Origin of the sequence: Ferruginibacter sp. HRS2-29, assembly GCF_024343615.1 — a bacterium.
Lineage (GTDB): Bacteria > Bacteroidota > Bacteroidia > Chitinophagales > Chitinophagaceae > Ferruginibacter.
Genome location: NZ_RJUB01000015.1, coordinates 83,437 through 102,935 on the forward strand (window position 1 = coordinate 83,437; position 19,499 = coordinate 102,935).

Annotated in this window: 16 protein-coding genes; 7 read left to right on the top strand and 9 right to left on the bottom strand. The window is 43.4% G+C overall.

Annotated elements, in window-relative coordinates; all coding sequences use genetic code 11:
• Window positions 1-80: 80 nt before the first annotated feature.
• Entirely contained in the window at window positions 81-902 is an 822-nt protein-coding gene (gene kdsA, locus EGI32_RS07395) for a 3-deoxy-8-phosphooctulonate synthase (protein WP_255154745.1), read from the top strand.
• Window positions 903-1,133: 231 nt separating this feature from the next.
• Entirely contained in the window at window positions 1,134-1,715 is a 582-nt protein-coding gene (locus EGI32_RS07400; RefSeq protein ID WP_255154746.1) for a nitroreductase, read from the top strand.
• Between the two features lie 311 nt (window positions 1,716-2,026).
• Here EGI32_RS07400 and EGI32_RS07405 read toward each other — a convergent pair whose 3' ends face one another.
• The gene (locus EGI32_RS07405; protein WP_255154747.1) at window positions 2,027-2,248 is read right to left on the bottom strand and encodes a PspC family transcriptional regulator; all 222 of its coding nucleotides are present in this window, start codon (window positions 2,246-2,248) and stop codon (window positions 2,027-2,029) included.
• 367 nt (window positions 2,249-2,615) lie between these two features.
• Here EGI32_RS07405 and EGI32_RS07410 point away from each other — a divergent pair, with 367 nt between their 5' ends.
• Window positions 2,616-4,889, top strand: coding sequence for an aconitate hydratase (locus EGI32_RS07410; RefSeq protein ID WP_255154748.1), 2,274 nt, complete (start codon window positions 2,616-2,618; stop codon window positions 4,887-4,889).
• 405 nt (window positions 4,890-5,294) lie between these two features.
• Here EGI32_RS07410 and EGI32_RS07415 read toward each other — a convergent pair whose 3' ends face one another.
• From EGI32_RS07415 to EGI32_RS07430, 4 genes are all read right to left on the bottom strand, one after another.
• Window positions 5,295-5,555 (bottom strand): Txe/YoeB family addiction module toxin, encoded by a 261-nt coding sequence (locus tag EGI32_RS07415; protein ID WP_255154749.1) that lies wholly within the window; start codon window positions 5,553-5,555, stop codon window positions 5,295-5,297.
• On the bottom strand, window positions 5,555-5,809 hold the full coding sequence (locus tag EGI32_RS07420; RefSeq protein ID WP_255154750.1) for a type II toxin-antitoxin system Phd/YefM family antitoxin: 255 nt from the start codon (window positions 5,807-5,809) through the stop codon (window positions 5,555-5,557). Before EGI32_RS07420 ends, EGI32_RS07415 begins: the two co-directional genes overlap by 1 nt.
• 105 nt (window positions 5,810-5,914) lie before the next feature.
• Window positions 5,915-6,607: a zinc-dependent peptidase gene (locus EGI32_RS07425; RefSeq protein ID WP_255154751.1), complete on the bottom strand. Its 693-nt coding sequence runs from the start codon at window positions 6,605-6,607 to the stop codon at window positions 5,915-5,917.
• Window positions 6,608-6,837: 230 nt separating this feature from the next.
• Window positions 6,838-7,227 carry an SET domain-containing protein-lysine N-methyltransferase gene (locus EGI32_RS07430; RefSeq protein WP_255154752.1) on the bottom strand — a complete coding sequence of 130 codons (390 nt, stop codon included), beginning with the start codon at window positions 7,225-7,227 and terminating at the stop codon, window positions 6,838-6,840.
• A 67-nt stretch (window positions 7,228-7,294) separates the two neighbouring features.
• Here EGI32_RS07430 and mgtE point away from each other — a divergent pair, with 67 nt between their 5' ends.
• The gene (mgtE, locus tag EGI32_RS07435) at window positions 7,295-8,686 is read left to right on the top strand and encodes a magnesium transporter (RefSeq protein WP_255154753.1); all 1,392 of its coding nucleotides are present in this window, start codon (window positions 7,295-7,297) and stop codon (window positions 8,684-8,686) included.
• 106 nt (window positions 8,687-8,792) lie between these two features.
• Here mgtE and EGI32_RS07440 read toward each other — a convergent pair whose 3' ends face one another.
• Entirely contained in the window at window positions 8,793-9,329 is a 537-nt protein-coding gene (locus tag EGI32_RS07440) for a histidine phosphatase family protein (RefSeq protein WP_255154754.1), read from the bottom strand.
• Window positions 9,330-9,467: 138 nt separating this feature from the next.
• Here EGI32_RS07440 and glmS point away from each other — a divergent pair, with 138 nt between their 5' ends.
• From glmS to EGI32_RS07455, 3 genes are all read left to right on the top strand, one after another.
• A complete protein-coding gene (gene glmS / locus EGI32_RS07445; RefSeq protein ID WP_255154755.1) occupies window positions 9,468-11,306 on the top strand; it encodes a glutamine--fructose-6-phosphate transaminase (isomerizing) in 1,839 nt (612 codons plus the stop codon).
• 149 nt (window positions 11,307-11,455) lie between these two features.
• Window positions 11,456-13,573: a DUF4954 family protein gene (locus tag EGI32_RS07450; RefSeq protein WP_255154756.1), complete on the top strand. Its 2,118-nt coding sequence runs from the start codon at window positions 11,456-11,458 to the stop codon at window positions 13,571-13,573.
• Between the two features lie 2 nt (window positions 13,574-13,575).
• The gene (locus EGI32_RS07455) at window positions 13,576-13,839 is read left to right on the top strand and encodes a hypothetical protein (RefSeq protein WP_255154757.1); all 264 of its coding nucleotides are present in this window, start codon (window positions 13,576-13,578) and stop codon (window positions 13,837-13,839) included.
• Between the two features lie 67 nt (window positions 13,840-13,906).
• Here EGI32_RS07455 and EGI32_RS07460 read toward each other — a convergent pair whose 3' ends face one another.
• The 3 genes from EGI32_RS07460 to EGI32_RS07470 form a co-directional block, all read right to left on the bottom strand.
• Complete coding sequence (locus tag EGI32_RS07460; protein WP_255154758.1) at window positions 13,907-17,029, bottom strand: efflux RND transporter permease subunit; 3,123 nt, start codon at window positions 17,027-17,029, stop codon at window positions 13,907-13,909.
• A 67-nt stretch (window positions 17,030-17,096) separates the two neighbouring features.
• Entirely contained in the window at window positions 17,097-18,188 is a 1,092-nt protein-coding gene (locus tag EGI32_RS07465; RefSeq protein WP_255154759.1) for an efflux RND transporter periplasmic adaptor subunit, read from the bottom strand.
• Window positions 18,189-18,199: 11 nt separating this feature from the next.
• Window positions 18,200-19,477, bottom strand: coding sequence for a TolC family protein (locus tag EGI32_RS07470; protein WP_255154760.1), 1,278 nt, complete (start codon window positions 19,475-19,477; stop codon window positions 18,200-18,202).
• Window positions 19,478-19,499 lie beyond the last annotated feature (22 nt).

Sequence of the window (19,499 nt, forward strand, 5' to 3'; positions counted from 1 at the left end):
CGAATTAGCGGAGATCACATAAATTGCTTTTTCATCTTCGCTATTCGTGTAATTCGTCCAAATTCGTGTAATTTTACAACATGCAAAAGTATCTACAGGAGCTGTTCTCCAACCAGCAATACAACGAAAAAAATTTCTTTCTCATAGCAGGCCCCTGCGTAGTGGAAAGTGAAGAATTGATCAATGAAGTGGCCGATAAAGTGAGTACTATCTGCAAACGACTCGGCATTCCCTACATCTTCAAATCATCGTACAAAAAAGCGAACCGTACGAGTGCGGGCTCTTTCACCGGTATCGGCGATGAAGCCGCTTTGCAGCTGGTAAAAAATGTAGGGGAGAAATTCGCCATCCCTACCACTTCCGATATTCATTCGGAGCGGGAAGCGGCCATGGCAGCCAATTACGTGGATATTTTACAGATACCGGCGTTCCTTTGCAGGCAAACTGAATTATTGATCGCCGCGGGCGAAACCGGCAAGATCGTGAACGTAAAAAAAGGGCAGTTCCTCAACGGGCCTTCCATGAAATTTGCGGTAGAAAAAATTAATAATACGGGCAATGATAAAGTAGGATTGATAGAACGTGGCAACACTTTCGGCTACCAGGACCTGGTGGTAGACTACCGCAACATTACCTGGATGAAAGATATCCATGTGCCTGTGATCATGGATTGTACACATTCCTTACAGCAGCCCAATCAATCGGGCGGCGTTACCGGCGGCAATCCCGAACTCATCGAAACCATCGCCAAAGCAGCCATTGCAACCGGCGCCGATGGATTATTCATAGAAACACATCCCAACCCGGCTGTCGCAAAAAGCGATGGGGCCAACATGCTCAGGCTCGACCTGCTGGAACCCTTGCTGGAAAAGCTGGTGCGTCTGCGGGAAGCCGTTATATGATTTCCCTGCGGGAGCTATTACACGAATTAAAACGAATTATACGAATTAGCGAAGAAGCGCAATAGCCAGTCATTTGTGTAATCCGCTCAAATTCGTGTAATAAATTATTCCTCTTCACGTAAATTTTAATTTATCTTTTAAGAAGTCCCCAAACTATCTCAACATAGCTTTGCAAAAAACTAATTCGTGTAATTCGTGTAATTCGCAAAAATTCGTGTAATAAAATAAAATATGCATCCAGATCAATTCAACGAACTCGCCCGCAACCGCCGCTCGGTTTTCCCCAAACAATTCGTTCCCGGCAAGCAGGTTCCAAAGGAAATCATCGAGCAGATACTGATCAACGCTACCTGGGCGCCCAACCACGGGCAGACCGAACCCTGGCAATTCAGTGTTTTTTCGGGAGGGGGTTTGAAGACATTCGCCACTTTCCAGAGTGAATTGTACAAACAGAGCAGCGGTGAAAACTTCCTGCAGGGGCAATACCAGAAACTACAGGAAACACCCTTGCTGGCCTCCCATATCATTTCGCTGGGTATGAAACGCACTACTACCAAACGTATCCCCGAAATTGAGGACATTGAAGCGGTAGCCTGCGCTGCGCAAAATATCTACCTTTCCGTAAGTGCTTACGGATTAGGCGGTTACTGGACAAGTGGTGGCATCACATACCTCGAATCCGCCAAGGAATTCTTTGGCCTGGAGGAACAGGATAAACTGCTCGGTTTCTTTTATATCGGTTATGTGGATGTGCCTTCGCCTTCGGCAAAAAGGAAATCTTTAGATGAAAAAGTGATTTGGGTGAATGGATGAATGAGTGAATAGCCTGTTTGATCCTGAATTTGCTGTTTTTTGTGCAGCCCGGCCGAAATATCCGGAAAATCAAAAACTGCACAGATTAATTTGTGCAGTTTTTGATTTTTTGCAGAAATTTTCGAAAACTGCACAATTCAATTTTGTGCAGTTTTTTGTTTTTTATAGAATTTTTCAAAAACTGCACAAATCAACTTTGTGCAGTTTTTATATTTTTATTTTTTTTTTTCAAAACTGCACAAATTAATCTGTCCATTTTTTAAATTTTTTTGATTAAAAAAAACGGACAACTAATGTTCGAAAGAAAACAATTACAAATAACGCAGCGGGTTGCGCCTGGCATTCAGAATATACCGCTTGATATTCATCCAGAACGCTACAAAAAGGTAGATGATGAGCGGTGATCCCATGGTAAGGAAAGACATGTAAATGAAGTTTTTACGGATGGTGCTTGTAGCGATGCCCATCTTTTCGCCAATGGCAGTGCAAACACCGAATACATGCCATTCTATAAACTGTTTGAAGCGGTTCATACTGCTAATTTATAGTTATTTTATGTAAAATTCCTAGCTTTTATTTCCACTTTTCAAAAAGTTGTCAGCAGCTTTCAACCCGGATTTTACAAATTTTCATAATATTCTAAAAAATAAAGTTGCAAGCCATTGATATATGAAAACATATAACAAAGTCCTTCCGAAAATACCTGTCAACTGGCATCTGACATCTAACAACTTTTTCGTAATTTCGCACCAATCTCTAAGTTAATTGACATAACGCTGACATTTTAACTGAATAAACTCCTTATTTATTACTGCTGTTTTTCGTTAACCATCAGCAAAGTAGAGCCCGAATGGCTTCGGCCGGGCGGGTGTCAGCAATCACTCAAACCAAATTATTACTATGGCTTTCGACATTGAAATGATCAAGAAGCTTTACGCCAACTTCCCTTCGCGTGTGGAAGCGGCCCGTAAAGTAGTAGGTAAACCCCTGACCCTGACTGAAAAAATACTGTATGCCCACTTGTGGGATGGCGCAGCTACCACCGCATACACCCGCGGTACTTCGTACGTGGATTTTGCCCCGGATCGTGTAGCCATGCAGGATGCAACGGCACAGATGGCTTTGTTGCAGTTCATGCAATCGGGCAGAACGAAAGTGGCGGTTCCTTCTACCGTGCATTGCGATCATTTGATTGAAGCTAAAGTGAATAGCGCTACGGATCTCGACAGGGCGGTACACGAAAGCAGCGAAGTGTACGACTTCCTGGCTTCCGTTTCCAATAAATACGGTATCGGTTTCTGGAAACCGGGCGCAGGTATCATTCACCAGGTAGTATTGGAAAACTATGCATGTCCAGGCGGCCTGATGATAGGCACGGATAGCCATACGGTAAATGCCGGCGGACTGGGTATGATCGCCATTGGTGTTGGTGGTGCAGATGCGTGTGATGTGATGGCCGGACTTCCCTGGGAGTTGAAAATGCCCAAACTGATCGGTGTAAAACTCACCGGTAAACTCAATGGCTGGACAGCTCCGAAAGATGTGATCTTAAAAGTAGCAGGTATCCTTACCGTAAAAGGTGGTACCGGCGCTGTGGTGGAATACTTCGGCGAAGGCGCTACCAGCATGAGCTGTACCGGTAAAGGAACCATCTGTAACATGGGTGCCGAAATAGGTGCTACTACTTCTACTTTCGGTTACGACGAAAGCATGAGCCGCTACCTCGGCGCTACGGGCCGTGCAGATATCGCCGCCATTGCAGATACCATTAAAGAACACCTGACCGGAGATGCGGAAGTATACGCAGATCCTTCAAAATATTTCGACCAGGTGATCGAGATCAACCTCGATGAACTGGAGCCACACCTGAATGGCCCTTTCACCCCGGATCTGGCCACGCCGATCTCCAAAATGAAAGAAGCAGCTGCCGCAAACGGATGGCCGACAAAAATTGAAGTAGGACTGATCGGAAGTTGCACCAACTCTTCTTACGAAGATATCAGCCGTGCGGTAAGCCTGGCAAAACAGGTTACTGAAAAAGGACTTAAGTTAAATTCCGAATTTACCATCACCCCGGGGTCCGAACAGGTACGTTTTACAATCGAAAGGGATGGTTTCCTGGATACATTTGATAAGATAGGCGCAACCGTATTTGCCAATGCCTGCGGACCTTGTATCGGTATGTGGGCTCGTGTTGGCGCAGAAAAAGCAGAAAAAAATACCATCGTTCACAGTTTCAACAGGAACTTCGCGAAACGTGCGGATGGTAACCCGAATACATTCGCTTTCGTAGGCTCACCGGAGATCGTAACGGCTATGGCCATTGCGGGCGACCTTAATTTCAACCCGTTGACCGATACCCTGGTAAATGATAAAGGTGAAATGGTGAAACTTGATCCGCCAACCGGTTTTGAATTGCCTCCACGTGGTTTTGCAGTGGATGATCCTGGCTTCCAGGCTCCTGCAGAAGATGGTAGCGGCGTACAGGTGATCGTATCCCCTACCAGCAAACGCCTGCAATTGCTCGATCCATTTGCGGCATGGGAAGGTACCGACCTTAAAGGCCTGAAACTGCTCATCAAAGCAAAAGGAAAATGTACAACGGACCATATCTCCATGGCCGGCCCATGGTTGAAATTCCGCGGTCACCTCGATAATATCAGCAACAACATGCTGATTGGCGCGGTGAATTTTTTCAATGAAAAAACCGACCTGGTTGAAAACCAACTGACCGGCGAATATGGCCCTGTACCTGCAACACAACGTGCTTATAAAGCAGCAGGCATCGGCACCATCGTAGTAGGCGATGAGAACTACGGTGAAGGTTCTTCAAGGGAGCACGCGGCAATGGAGCCACGCCACCTGGGAGTACGTGCGGTGCTGGTGAAATCATTTGCCCGTATCCACGAAACCAACCTGAAAAAACAAGGTATGCTCGGACTTACTTTCGATGATAAATCGGATTACGATAAGATCCAGGAAGATGACACGATCGATATCCTCGGGTTGACCACTTTTGCTCCTGATAAACAATTGCAACTGGTATTGAACCACAAAGACGGCACATCAGAAACCATCAATGTGAACCATACCTACAACCAGCAGCAGATCGAATGGTTTAAAGCTGGTGGTGCATTGAATATCATCCGCAGGGAATTCGCAGCACAACAATAATTTTTCAACTGTCTGTATATAAAGTTGCACCAGCAGGTGCAACTTTTTTTATGTCTTCGAAAAATATTGCTTCTGCGCAACCAACAATCCCCGGCCTTCGTCTATATAGTAACGCCGGTTATTTGCCGGAAAGAAAGGGGCCTTGTTAACTTTCTGAACACACATTGAACAATTCCACGCCGGGCTGTTATTTTGAAACACCTACCCTACAGCTAACCATGACATTTTAACGATCTCGGTAAGGGTTAATATCAACTAACCGTCTTTCGATAAGGAAGGCGGTTTTTTATTTTTTGAACCACAGAGTACAGGGAGGACATGGAGGAACACAGAGGTGTGGAAGATAAATATTGTTTTACCTCTGTGTTCCTCCGTGTATTCTGTGGTTCAATTGAGAATGTGGAATTACTTGTCATAATGAAATCTGCACTGCAGGATGTGTAGCCGTTGATCCCTGACTGCATATACTAGCCGGTGTTCATCATTGATCCGCCTGCTCCAGCAACCTGAGTAATTGCCTTTGAGAGGTTCGGGTTTCCCAATGCCTTTGAACGGAGAACGTAATGTATCTTTTATAAGGTCATTGATACGCAGGAGGATTTTTTTATCGGCTTCCAGCCAATATTGATATTGTTCCCATGCAACAGTTTGAAAAACAAGTTCCATTATTTTTCAATCAGTTTGCGTTTCACAAATTGCCCTTTGTTCATTTCCTCGACAGCTATATCCAGTTGTTTGCGATTGGCTTTTGTACTGGTTAGGTGTAACGTTTCCTGGATACTATTATATTCTTCAAGGCTCATGACCACTACATTCTTCCCTTTACTTCTGGATACAATCACGATATCCCCGTCATCATTCACTTCATTCAGGTTTTCGGAGAGATTGTTGCGGAATTCGGTATAGTTAACAACTTTCATTTTAGTACTTATTTAAGTACTAAATTAAGTTATTTTATTCAAAAAACACGTTCAACGCCGCCATTTTTCTCTTTGTGAGCCTTAGTGCCTTGGTGACTTTGTGGCTCAATTGGGTGTGCGGAACATTTCGTGAAGGATCCCGTACAGCTTCGGGTGCTTACTTTTGAGCAGGTCAGGGCGCTCGAAAAAATATTCCGAGACCACGGCAAAAAATTCTGCCTGGTTGGTGTACGCATACGGATCAATATCCGATCTGCCTTCAACGATCTTTTTGGTTTCCTGGTGTATCATATCCACCCACGGAAGGATGAATTGTTTATCCAGCAGTAATTCCGGAATACCATCTGTATCACCATCCGATTTATCCAGCAGATGCACAAACTCATGGATGACTGTGTTGTTTTTATCGGTCTTGTTGCCAAAACCTTGTTCGAGGGAAGGTTTCGACAGCAACATCTTCCCTTCCATATATCCTGAGCCCACCATCCCCATGATATCACGGCTGTTGTTACCGGCACTTTCGAATGAGTGGTTGAAAGTATCGTTGTAGACCAATACTTCTTTCAGATTATAATATTTCCAGTCGGGAAAATAAAAGATCGGTATCACAGCCCCGGCAGCAATGAGCAGCCTGTCTGTATCGGTGATGGTAGTATTTACCGGCGTTATTTTTATGCGCTGCAAAAAATCCAGCACATCTTCTTCAAAATGTTTTTTCTCTTCCGGCGAAAGGCGGGAATAAAATAATACATTCTTCTCCAGCTCTGAAGCATTGATGGATACTGAATCTGCGGGCAAGACCAGTTTTTTGCTCCGGGTAAAATAATAAAAGCAGAAGAGTATAATGGCAATAAAAAGTATCAATGGAACCATTAGAGATGAGAGTTTAGAGATTAGTTTCCCCGCGGATTTACGCGGATGGATACACCCAGCTCTTCGCAGATTAACAACCAGGTATCTTCTGACATAATAAATTTTCATACTCAGTATGACCTTCAAAGGTTTCACCATTCACCATTCACTATTCACTATTCACTATTCACCTCAAACCAGACCTTCGTCTCATCATTCCATTCCCCGTTATAATTGATCGTGAGTTCTTCTCCTTTGGCAACCGCCCTGACAGTTTTTACAAAAATATTATCATCGTCGTAATCCATCATGTAATCGCAGTTGCTCGAATAACTATGATTATACATCGGGATATAACCCAGTGCCATGCATACTTTCGTCTTATCATGGCCCCACTCGAAAATATAATCGTGCAGCAAAGTTTTGTCCAGGTGCTCACGATCGGCTTTATCCATCACGATCACAGGAGCTATTTCTATCAGCGTACCCGCTTCAATATCATCATCGGCAAACACGCCCCTGCCCTTGTTTTCCGTATGATCGATGTACAGACACGGATGAACCATAATATTCATTTAAAATTAAAAAAGCTAAATTGCAGCTATTATTGAACGAAAATAATCAATTGGGCTGATGTCTTTAGAATTAGATGAAATACCATTGCAGCAGCAGTTTGAAGAGGTCATTGCGTCTGAAGACAAATTGGCCATACAGGACTTCCTGAACGACCAGAATATCAGCGATGTCGCCAACCTCGTGTACGACAATCCCGATTACGAAACACAGATCATCGCCCATCTTTCCATACACAGGGCCGCCAGCGTCTTTAAGATCCTCGACCTTAGCGAGCAAAAACGCATCATTCACAACCTGCCGCCTTTCAAATCCGCGGAACTGCTCAATGAATTACCCGTGGATGACAGGGTAGATTTTTTTGAAGAATTACCTACAGGTACGGTAAGGGAACTGATAAAGACCCTCGATCCGGAAGAAAGAAAAAGTACACTCGAATTGCTCGGCTATCCCGAAAACAGCGTGGGCAGGCTGATGACGCCGGGGTATGTGTATGTATACGAATACAATACGGTTAAGGAGGTACTCGAAAGCATCCGGCGTTACGGCACCAATACGGAGACGATCGATGTGATCTATGTGATCAATAAAAAAGGAGAATTGCTCGATGATATCCGTATCAGGGATTTCATTCTCGCCTCGCCGGAAGTGAAAGTGAATGAGCTAATGGATGACCGCTTCATCGCCCTCAATGCTACCGACGACCAGGAAATAGCGAGTGAAGTCTTCAAGATGAATAATCGTGTAGCCCTTCCCGTTGTAGACACACAGAATATTTTATTGGGCATCGTTACCATCGATGATATTCTTTGGGTAGCCCAGGAAGAATTTACCGAAGATATCCAGAAGATCGGTGGTACCGAAGCGTTGGATGAGCCCTACCTCGACATCAGTATTTTAAAACTGGTTAAAAAAAGGGCGAGCTGGCTGGTGATCCTGTTTCTGGGTGAAATGCTGACAGCCACGGCCATGCAGTATTTTGAACATGAAATTGAAGCTGCCACGGTACTGGCACTTTTCATTCCGCTTATCATGAGCAGTGGCGGAAACAGTGGCTCACAGGCCTCCACGCTGATCATCCAGGCGATGGCACTGGGAGAAGTAACCCTTTCAGACTGGTGGCGGGTAATGAAACGCGAGCTCATGTCGGGAGCCTTGCTGGGCATAATTCTCGGACTGATAGGCTTGTTGCGCATTGTACTCTGGCAGCAACTTCATATCTATGATTATGGAACGCACTGGCAACTGGTAGGCACTACCATCTGTTTTTCGCTGATGGGCATCGTATTGTGGGGAAGCCTGATGGGATCTATGCTGCCGTTGATATTGAAAAGGATGAAACTCGATCCTGCCGCGTCATCCGCACCTTTTGTGGCCACCCTGGTTGACGTCACAGGCATCATCATCTATTTTTCTGTAGCATACTTTTTCCTCAAAGGAACATTACTTTGAACCACTAAGGCACAAAGAAACACTAAGCCCGGATCTATCATTATAAAAAAAATAAAGGGCACTAATCTTTGTGAACTTTTGTGCCTTGGCGTCTTTGTGGTTAACATCACGGAGCCCACTGACCGTACTGCTCCTGTATAAATGAGACCACTTTCTTCCTCCTTATTTTTACGATGAACAACATGTTGTATTGAGTTTCGGGCATTTCAAAATTTTCGATATTTTTTACTCCCAGCCTGCGCAACAAAACCGGAACGGTATTACTATGTCCGATGACCAGTACATGACTTTTTTTCCTGAAATGCTGCTTGAGCGATTTCATCAACCCGAAGCCGGTGGTATCAGCGGCATAATAAAAAGTATCGGGGTGCTGGTAGATACGCATGGAGTCACCCGTCATCATCGTACGGCGAAAGTTGGTGGTATATATCTGCCGGATGCGTTGTTTTCGCAATCTCCGGTAAAGATCACCCGCCCTTTTTACCCCTTCTTCCGATAAACGCGGATTACGGCCGGTATCCTTTTCGGCATGCCTCACCAGGTAAAAAGTTCCTTTTTTTATGGTCACGATATCTTGTGCCAAACCAGGTAAAAAAGCCATAACCAGCCCGGCAACCAGGATAAAACGGGAAAAATTGATCATATTGGCGTTTTGAAACAATAAAACAGGCGTTTAATTGTTCTATTGCAGTTATTAAATTAAGGGCTGAAAAACACGTTCAGCCAATATTTTCAATAATATTGTACATTCAAATTTACAATTTAAAACAACAGTTACCTTATGTGCGGAATAGTAGGATACACAGGCCCCAAACAAGCATACCCGGTTATTTTAAAAGGGCTGAAAAGATTGGAATACAGGGGTTACGACAGCAGCGGCGTAGCCTTACTCAACAATAGTTCCCTCAATGTTTATAAGAAAAAAGGCAAAGTAGCAGAACTCGAAGAATTTCTCATCGGTAAAAATGTGGAGGCCAACATCGGCATCGGCCACACCCGCTGGGCTACACATGGCGAACCAAGCGATCGTAATGCGCATCCTCACACTTCTGCCAACGGCAAACTGGCCATGATACACAATGGTATCATTGAGAACTATGCCCAGATCAAAACCGAACTGGTAAAAAACGGCTACAGCTTTACAAGCGACACCGACACGGAAGTGTTGCTCAACTTCATCGAATATATCCAGACAAATAATAGTTGCTCTTTGGAAGAAGCTTTACGCATCGCCCTTAAAAGGGTCACCGGCGCTTATTGCATCCTGCTCATTGAAGCAGCTTCTCCGGATACCATTATCGCGGCACGCAAAGGCAGCCCGCTGGTGATAGGCATCGGCAAAGGCGAACACTTCCTGGCGAGCGATGCTTCTCCGATCATCGAATACACCAAAGAAGTAGTGTATGTAAATGATTACGAACTGGCCATCGTTAAGCCGGATGAACTCATCCTTAAAAATCTTGGTAACGAAACGATCACTCCATACGTGACCAAACTCGATATGGAACTGAGCGCTATCGAAAAAGGCGGCTACGATCATTTCATGCTGAAAGAAATATTCGAACAACCGAGCACCATTTACGATTGCTTACGCGGACGCTTAGACGCGGCCGCCGGAACGATCACCATGGCGGGGGTTCAATTGAATATCGAACAATTGAAAAATGCCAACCGTATCATGATCCTTGCCTGCGGAACCAGCTGGCACGCGGGCCTTGTGGCGGAATACATCATCGAAGAACTTTGCCGCATACCGGTGGAAGTGGAATATGCTTCTGAATTCAGGTACCGCAATCCGATTGTAAATCCCGGCGATGTGATCATCGCGATTTCGCAAAGTGGAGAAACAGCTGATACACTCGTTGCGTTGAATAAAGCCAAAGAAGATGGTGCATTCATCTTTGGTGTGGTAAACGCGGTGGGGTCCTCCATTGCACGTATCTCCCACGCCGGCGCATACACGCATGCAGGCCCGGAAATAGGTGTGGCTTCTACAAAAGCATTCACCGGCCAGCTTGCCGTGCTGATGATGGTGGCACTGAAGATCGCTATCGAAAAAGGAACGATCACCCAGGAACGTTACACACACCTGTTGAACGAGTTGAATGATGTTCCGGAAAAAGTTGATGCCATCCTTAAGAATTCAGAAGAATTAAAAACAATTGCTGAAGCTTACAAAGACGCTTCGGATTTCCTTTTCCTTGGAAGGGGCTACAATTTCCCGATCGCATTGGAAGGCGCATTGAAGCTGAAAGAAATTTCTTACATACACGCTGAAGGTTATCCCGCAGCAGAAATGAAACATGGCCCTATCGCGTTGGTGGATGAAAACCTGCCGGTAGTATTTGTGGCAACAAAAGATTCGTACCACGAAAAGATCGTGAGCAATATGCAGGAGATCAAAGCCCGCCGTGGAAAGATCATTTCGATCATCACCGACGGAGATACCATCAGCCCCGAATTGAGCAACCACTATTTCAGCATTCCTACCGCAGATGAATTGATAGCGCCCATCCTTACTGTTATTCCGCTGCAGCTGTTATCTTACTACACAGGCGTAGCCAAAGGAATAGATGTAGACAAACCCAGGAACCTGGCGAAAAGCGTGACGGTAGAATAATTGATAATGGATAACGGGAAAATGGATAATGTGTTAAATTTAGATATCATCCATTTTGCCAAACCTGAATTATCTTAAAATGTGATAATGGATAATTGTTCAAACATCAGAATAATTATCCATTATTCATTATAAAATTATCCATTCAAATGAATCAGATCAAAACATTCCCGATAACAGAATTGGGTTATAATTTCATAGATAAACAATATATACCCGACGGCCTCGACGAATATTATTTACGGAATATCCAGAATGTTTCGGGTATAGAATACACAGTCCTCACGGCTTCGCAACTGGACACGCTCATACAAAACAGGAATACTTCCGACAACTGGAACAATGTGCTGGTAGGCCCCGATTTTGATGCCACCCTCGTAAAGAATTGTAAGTTTTACGGGCTTGTGCGCATAGGCACTTTACAACCTTTGTACAAGGAATTTCACGACTTCCGCATTGCTGTCGGCATTTACAACAGCACCATCATCAGCTGCGATCTTGGCAATAATGTTTGCATCGACAATGTTCATTACCTGAGTCATTTCATCATCGACAATGATGTGATGATCGCCAATGTAAATGAACTGGCCACTACGGACTATTCAAAATTCGGGAATGGCGTGATAAAAGATGGTGAAGCTGAATCATCCAGGACAAGAATTGAAGTATGCAATGAAAACGGTGGAAGATGGATATTGCCGTTCAATGGGATGCTTGCAGGTGATGCTTTTTTGTGGAGCAAGTATCGCGATGATGACGAATTGCTGCAGCGTTTTACAGAATTTACCGATAAACAATTTGATAAAAAAAGAGGGTACTACGGAAAGATCGGCGAAAGGACGGTGATAAAAAATTGTGGCATCATCAAAGATGTATGGATCGGTTCGGATGCTTACCTGAAAGGCGCCAATAAAATAAAAAACGTAACGATCAACAGCGATGCGAAACGCAAATCACAGATTGGTGAAGGCTGCGAACTGGTGAACGGTATCGTAGGATATGGCTGCAAGATATTTTATGGCGTGAAGGCCGTACGTTTTGTAATGTCGTCGCATTCGCAATTGAAATACGGGGCCCGGTTGATCAACTCTTTTCTTGGTAACAATTCAACCATCTCTTGTTGCGAAGTGCTGAACACACTTATTTTCCCTTCACACGAACAACATCACAACAACTCATTTCTTTGCGCCTCCCTGGTAATGGGCCAAAGTAATATTGCAGCTGGTGCCACCATCGGCAGCAATCACAACAGTCGCAGCCCCGATGGCGAGATCGTTGCGGGGCGTGGCTTTTGGCCTGGCTTATGTGTTAGCTTAAAACACAATTCAAAATTTGCTTCTTTCACCATCATCGCCAAAGGCGATTTCCCTGCGGAAGTAAATATCCCCGTTCCGTTTTCGCTGGTAAGCATTGACGCTGTCAGCAACCGGGTGATGGTGATGCCAGCTTATTGGTTTATGTACAACATGTACGCGATGGAGCGTAATGCATGGAAAATGCGTGACAGGGATAAACGTACGGAAAAGATCCAGCACATCGAATACGATTACCTGGCACCGGACACGATCAACGAGATATTCGACAGCCTTGAACTGTTTAAAACACTTTCTGTTACTGAGGAAGGATCAGCCGAAGTGGACGGCTGGGAAAACAGTAACAGGAAAACCATCATCACAAAAGTTCCACAGGCGATAAAAGTCTTTACGGAACTTATAAATTTTTATGCGGCCCATCAATTCATGCAACATATTTCTGCCAATGAATTTACAAGCTTCGATGATCTGAAAAAATCACTCAGCTCAAAAATAAAACGCAGTGAATGGATCAATATCGGGGGGCAGCTCATCCAATCTTCTGATGTAAAACAATGCAAAGCAGACATCAGATCCGGCAAGATCGATAGCTGGGTAGAGGTGCACGATTTTTACAGGACTGCCGGCACCGGTTATGCGGCAGATAAACTGCAGCATGCATATACCAGCTTCCTTGAGATCAATAACATTACAGGAAAACAATTCACTGCAGAATTGCTTAGATCAACTCTGGAAAGCGCTTTAATCACCAAACAATGGATGTGTAAGGGTATCCACGATTCGAGGGCAAAAGATTACAGCAACCCTTTCAGGAAAATGGTATATGAAACAAACCTGGAAATGAACAATGTGCTGGGCAAACTAGAAAACAACAGCTTCATACAATCGCAGCTGGAAGAACTGGATAAGATGAAGGCTTCTGTAAAAAATATCATTTCAACTTTAAAACTATGATCATGGAAGATCAATTGGATCAACTCGTCGGTAAAGATGGTTGCCCGAAGTGTGGAAGTGAAAATATTACTCCTGTAAAATATACCTGGTGGGGCGGCGTGTTGGGGCCAAAGATCTTACATCATACAAAATGTAATGCCTGTAAATTTTTATACAATAGTAAAACACGTAAATCAAATACTACCGGCATCATTGTTTATTCGGTCATCTTATTTGTGATCGCATTTGTAGTGTTCTTTCTTTTGCGCACATCATTTTCGTTTTAATATTCTTTAAATAAAAATGGGTTAATTCCGGAGTTTCTACCTCCGGAATTAACCCATTTTATTTTCATCAGGTCAATGAAACTTTTCGTTTTATTTTTTTGCTGTGCGTTCTTTTGTAAAATAATTCCACAATCAACGGGAATATCAGCAGAGTGAGAATAGTAGAACTTATCAATCCACCGATCACCACAATAGCCAATGGTTTTTGCGTTTCGCTTCCGATACCGGTTGATAATGCTGCGGGCATCAAGCCGATAGCAGCCATCAGAGCCGTCATCACAACAGGCCTTACCCTCGATTGCACACCTTCTTTGATAGCCTGAACGAGCGGTATTTTTTTATGCAGGTTTTGTTTGAATACAGACACGAGTATCACTCCATTTTGTATACAGATTCCAAACAAAGCGATGAAACCGATACCAGCCGAAATACTGAAGATCGTTCCCGTGATATGCAGTGCCAGGATTCCGCCCATGATGGCAAAGGGAACATTTAATAACACAAGCCCTGCATCTACTCCATTACCAAAACTGATAAACAAAAGAATGAATATCAGTACAAGTACGATCGGTACAACCTGCGCCAGTTTGGATTGGGCACGTTGTTGGTTTTCAAATTCACCAGCCCACTCTATGTTGAAGCCCTTACCAAGTTTGATCTGGCTGCTTACCTTTTCCTGCGCTTCCACAATCGTACTACCCATATCGCGGCCGCGGATAGAAAATTTGATGGCGATGAAACGCATGTTCTTATCCCTGTAAACGAATGCCGGCCCCGTTACAGTTTTGACGGTAGCTATCTCACGCAAAGGAATTTTTGAACCATGCATAGTCGGTACCAGCAAAGCCCCGATCGCTTCTTCATTGTTTCGATATTGTTCGGGATACCGGATCCTGATATCGAATTTTCTCTCTTCCTGGTAAAATGTGGAAGCCGTTTTTCCACCTATCGCCATTTCGACAAGCGAGTTGGCATCTGCAGTCGTGACGCCATATGTGGCCATTTTGCCTTCATCGAGTACGATGCTCAATTCGGGCTGGCCGATGTTGCGAAGCACACCAAGATCGGTGATGCCTTCTACATTTTTCATCACCTTACAAACTGAGTCAGCAGCTTTTTCAAGCTTCTCCAGATCACTGCCATATATTTTTACCGCAAGCGATGCTTTGAAACCGGCGACTGCTTCGGCAACATTATCAATGATCGGTTGAGAAAAATTGAGCACGATACCTGGATATTGATTCAGCTGTTTCGCCATTTCTGCAATCAATTCATCCTGCGAAATTTTTCTTTTCCAATCTTTTTTCTCTTTAAGATCAACCTGATATTGCACAAAATAAAATCCATTGGGATCGGTACCATCGTTAGATCGGCCAATTTGCGAAAGCACATTTTTCACTTCAGGAAATTTCATCAGCCCCTTCCTGAAAATATCAGTCTGCTCCTTCGCCTGCGTAAGCGATGTACTCATGGGGAATTCAGTAGTGACCCACAAAGAACCTTCGTTCAATTGAGGCAAAAATTCCGTTCCTAAAAATTTGAAAGAGAAGAAAGTTATAGCCATTGCTGTGAACGCTACGATCATGCTCAGTTTTGCATTCTTCATGGTAAAAGACAGACCTGCTTTTACGATCTTGTCGAAGAAATTTACGATAGGATTATTTTTTTCCTTTACGTTTTTTCTTAACAGGATGCTTGTCAATACCGGCACGAGCGTTAATGTAAATATCAATGCGCCCAACAGGGCGAAACTCAATGTCCATGCCAGCGGAGAGAACATCTTCCCTTCCACTTTTTCAAACGCGAAGATGGGTATGAGGCTGGTGATGATGATTATTTTCGCGAAAAATATCGCTTTGGCCAGGCTGCTGCCGGTTTTGCGGATTGTACTCAGCTTCGCCGTTTTATTATATTTCTCCATCCCCATTTCATGCGCCTTATGAGCCAGCACAACAAAAAGGCCTTCGACCATCACCACGGCACCATCAATGATGATACCAAAATCTATCGCCCCCATTGATAATAAATTCGCTGTCATGCCTTTCATCTTAAGGCAGATGAAGGCAAATAATAATGCCAGTGGAATAATGATAGAAACGATGAGTGTCGTCCGCCAATCCCACATAAAAAGAAATACTATCACGGTTACGAGGAGAATGCCTTCGAGTAAATTGTGGCGTATTGTATCCGTACAAAAATCCATCAGGTTATCCCTGTCGTAAAAGGGAACGATCTTCACATCATCAGGTAATATTCTTTCATTGAGGTCTTTTATTTTTTCTTTCACCAGCTTCAGGACTTCTCTTGGGTTTTCGCCTTTGCGCATCACGATGATCCCTTCTACCACATCACTGTTATCATTCAACCCAGCCTGCCCCACCCGCGGTTTATTGCTGGGTGATACGGTCGCCACATTCTTAACCAGGATCGGTGTACCATTGATATTATCTACGATGATATTTTCGATATCACGGATATTATCGAGTAAACCGATGCCCCGTACAACATAAGCCTGGCCATTCTTTTCAATCACATCACCTCCCACATTGATATTGCTTCTAGAAACTGCGGTATAAATTTCAAGTGGTGTGATATCATATTTAGCCAGCATCACAGGATCAGCAGTGATCTCATAAGTGCGTTCCGCACCACCAAAAACATTGAGATCGGCTACACCCGGAATGCTACGGATACGCCGGTCGATCACCCAGTTCTGGATCGTATTAAGGTCTATGGAATTTTTAGTTTTGGATTGTAATGTGTATCGGAATATTTCGCCGGTGGGCCCGTAAGGCGGCTGTACTTCAGGTTCCACACCTTCGGGCAGACTTATGCCTTGCAATAAATTAGTCACTTGTTGCCTTGCAAAAAAATCTTCCACTCCATCATCAAAGATCAGTTTGGTAACCGAAAGTCCAAACATGGAAATAGAACGCAACGATGATTTTTTCTGTACCGAGTTCATCGCTACTTCGATGGGAGTAGTTACAAAACGTTCCACTTCTTCGGCACTGCGGCCATTCCATTGCGTCACAATTATTATCTGTGTATTCGTCACGTCGGGAAAGGCTTCCAGCGGCGTTTTCACATAACTCCATACACCGGCTATAATGGTGAGGAGCGTCATAAAAAAGATAAAGAACCTGTTCTTCAACGAAAAGGTTACGATACCCGAAATAAATTTATTCATGAAAATTCAATTTGAATGAAGAATGAAGAATGAAGAGTTAAGATTTATAATACGATATTCTTAATTCTTAATCGTTGACAGCATTGTATACCAGCAACTGGTATTTTGTGATCACTTTATCGCCTTCTGCAAGGCCGCTTTTTAAATAAGCCTTGTCACCGATAGTTTGAAAGATCTCAACTTCTCTTACTTCTATATCACAGTCATCTTTATAAAGCATCACAAAATCTTTATTCTTATCAAAAATCACCGCATCTGCAGCAATAGCAGGCATTGTGCCGGCACCATCATCGTACCTGATCTTTATCTGTGCAAACATTTCAGGTTTTATCAGATTCTCTTTGTTAGGTATTTTGATGCGCACTTTCATCACTCGGCTTTGCGGATCAAGCATATTGAAAATGCGGTCGACTTTTCCGGTAAAAATCTTGTCCTTGTAAGCGATGAGTTTTATATCAGCATCATCGCCTGCTTTTATTTTGGTGATATCACTTTCAAATACATTCGCCATCACCCACACTTCTTCCAGGTTGGCAATGATGAAAAATGGTTGTGCTCCATCCACCCTGAATTGCATTTTATCCGTTACATTTTTTTCGATGATATATCCCGACACCGGCGCAGTGATAGTTTGTATCGCATTTGACTTAGCCCCAAAAATTGAAGTGGTTTGTTGTATGCGCCGCAGATCCGCTTTTGCTTTTTCAAGATCCGTTTGTGCTGCCACCACATCTTTTTCCGTAGCAAGTCCTGATGAAAACATATCTTCTGCAGAACTCAGATTTTTCTCTGCGATCTTTACGGCCGCATGCGCATAAGCAGACTGGCTTTGGTATTCAGCGATCTCACTGCTACGGATAACCGCTAATATTTGCCCTTTGGTTACATAATCTCCCAACTCCACTTTCATCTGCTCTACCACACCACCCACAACAGGAAATATCTTTACCCATTTATCCTCATTAGCTTCTATTTTTCCGGAAAGCGTGACAAGATTTTTTACAGGTTCATTTTTTACGGAATCAATTTTTATGTTTCGTTTAAGCGTATCCGTTAGACATAATCTTGTATCGGTTATCGCTTCCGGAGTTTTGTTCTTGCATGCTAAAAAATAAAATCCTGATACTGACAACAAAAAATATACTGGTAATTTTTTCATTTTAATAAAAGTTAGTTGGTGAAAATTGTTTTGCCTACGGCAAAATGTAGTGCCTCTATCGCCTGCATCTTATCATCCCGGAGTTGGTTCAACTGCAAAACATTCTCCTTATAGGATTCGTAGAAATCAGTAAACTCGATGAGGCTTATATTTTTTTTCTGAAAATTTTCTGTAACTCCAGCCAAAAGTTTTTCAAAAGTATTCTCAAAGGAAGTATCTATGGATGACAGCATTTTATCTGTATTCAAAAGTTTCGAATATGCCAGTTGCACTTCGCTTTCCACTGTCTGTTGTTGTTGCTGTACAAGGATCTTACTTTGTTCGATGCCGAATTTTGCAGCCCTGATATTCCCCTGATTCCTTTTGAAAAAAGGAAGGTCCATCGCTATCGTAAGAAAACTGGCATTATCAACAAAACTTCCGCGTTTGTCAAACTCCGCACCTAGTGTGAGGTCTGGCTTCGCCAATGCTTTTTGTAAGTTGAGATTTTGTTGATGATACAAAACACTTCGTTGGGCAATTTGCAGATCTGACCTGTTTTTGTAAGCAGTGTCTATCAACGATTGTACATCAACAGCAGTAATCATTTCAGAAGTAATTCTTTCTGAAACCATCGGAGTAAACCAGGTTTTATTATCCTGGAGCAACAGCCGAAGCGACGCCTGCACTTCATTCAATTTATTCAGAAGAGAAATCTGTTCGGCTTTCAATGAATACAAAAGTGATCTGATGCGCATCGCATCTTTCATTGTCACTGTCCCTTTTGACTGAAGTTGCTCATAAGCCGCATTCAGTTTTTCTACAGACAATATCTGTACTGAGTAAGCCGTAACAGATCGTTGCAGATAATAACTCTCATAAAAATTGCTGCGCAATTCATACCGTAATGTCCGCAGCAGATCGAAAAAATTACGCTCGCTTATGGAAGTATTTATCTGCGCCAGCTTGATCTCTTTGTTTCGTTTTCCGGCAAGCCGGATGATCTGTTGCAATGCAATATCATATTGCCCGTTCTTGTTGCTTACATTAAAGATTTTATTGCGTTGCGGATCATAAGCATTTGCAATGATAGACAACGTCGGATTATCATAAAGCTTTGCTTGCATTTCTGCAGCTTTTGCGATATGGATGTTATAATGTTCTGCGAGCAATTGCAGATTTTTTTCTGTGAATTGTTTTTCGGCCTCGGGTAGTGTGATACGCAAAGTGTCCTGCGCACGCGATTGCAGCGTGCTGCATAACAGCATCACACCAGCCAGGCATAAATGCCTGATGGTAGTATGTTTCATTTTAAATTAAGAATGATGTGAC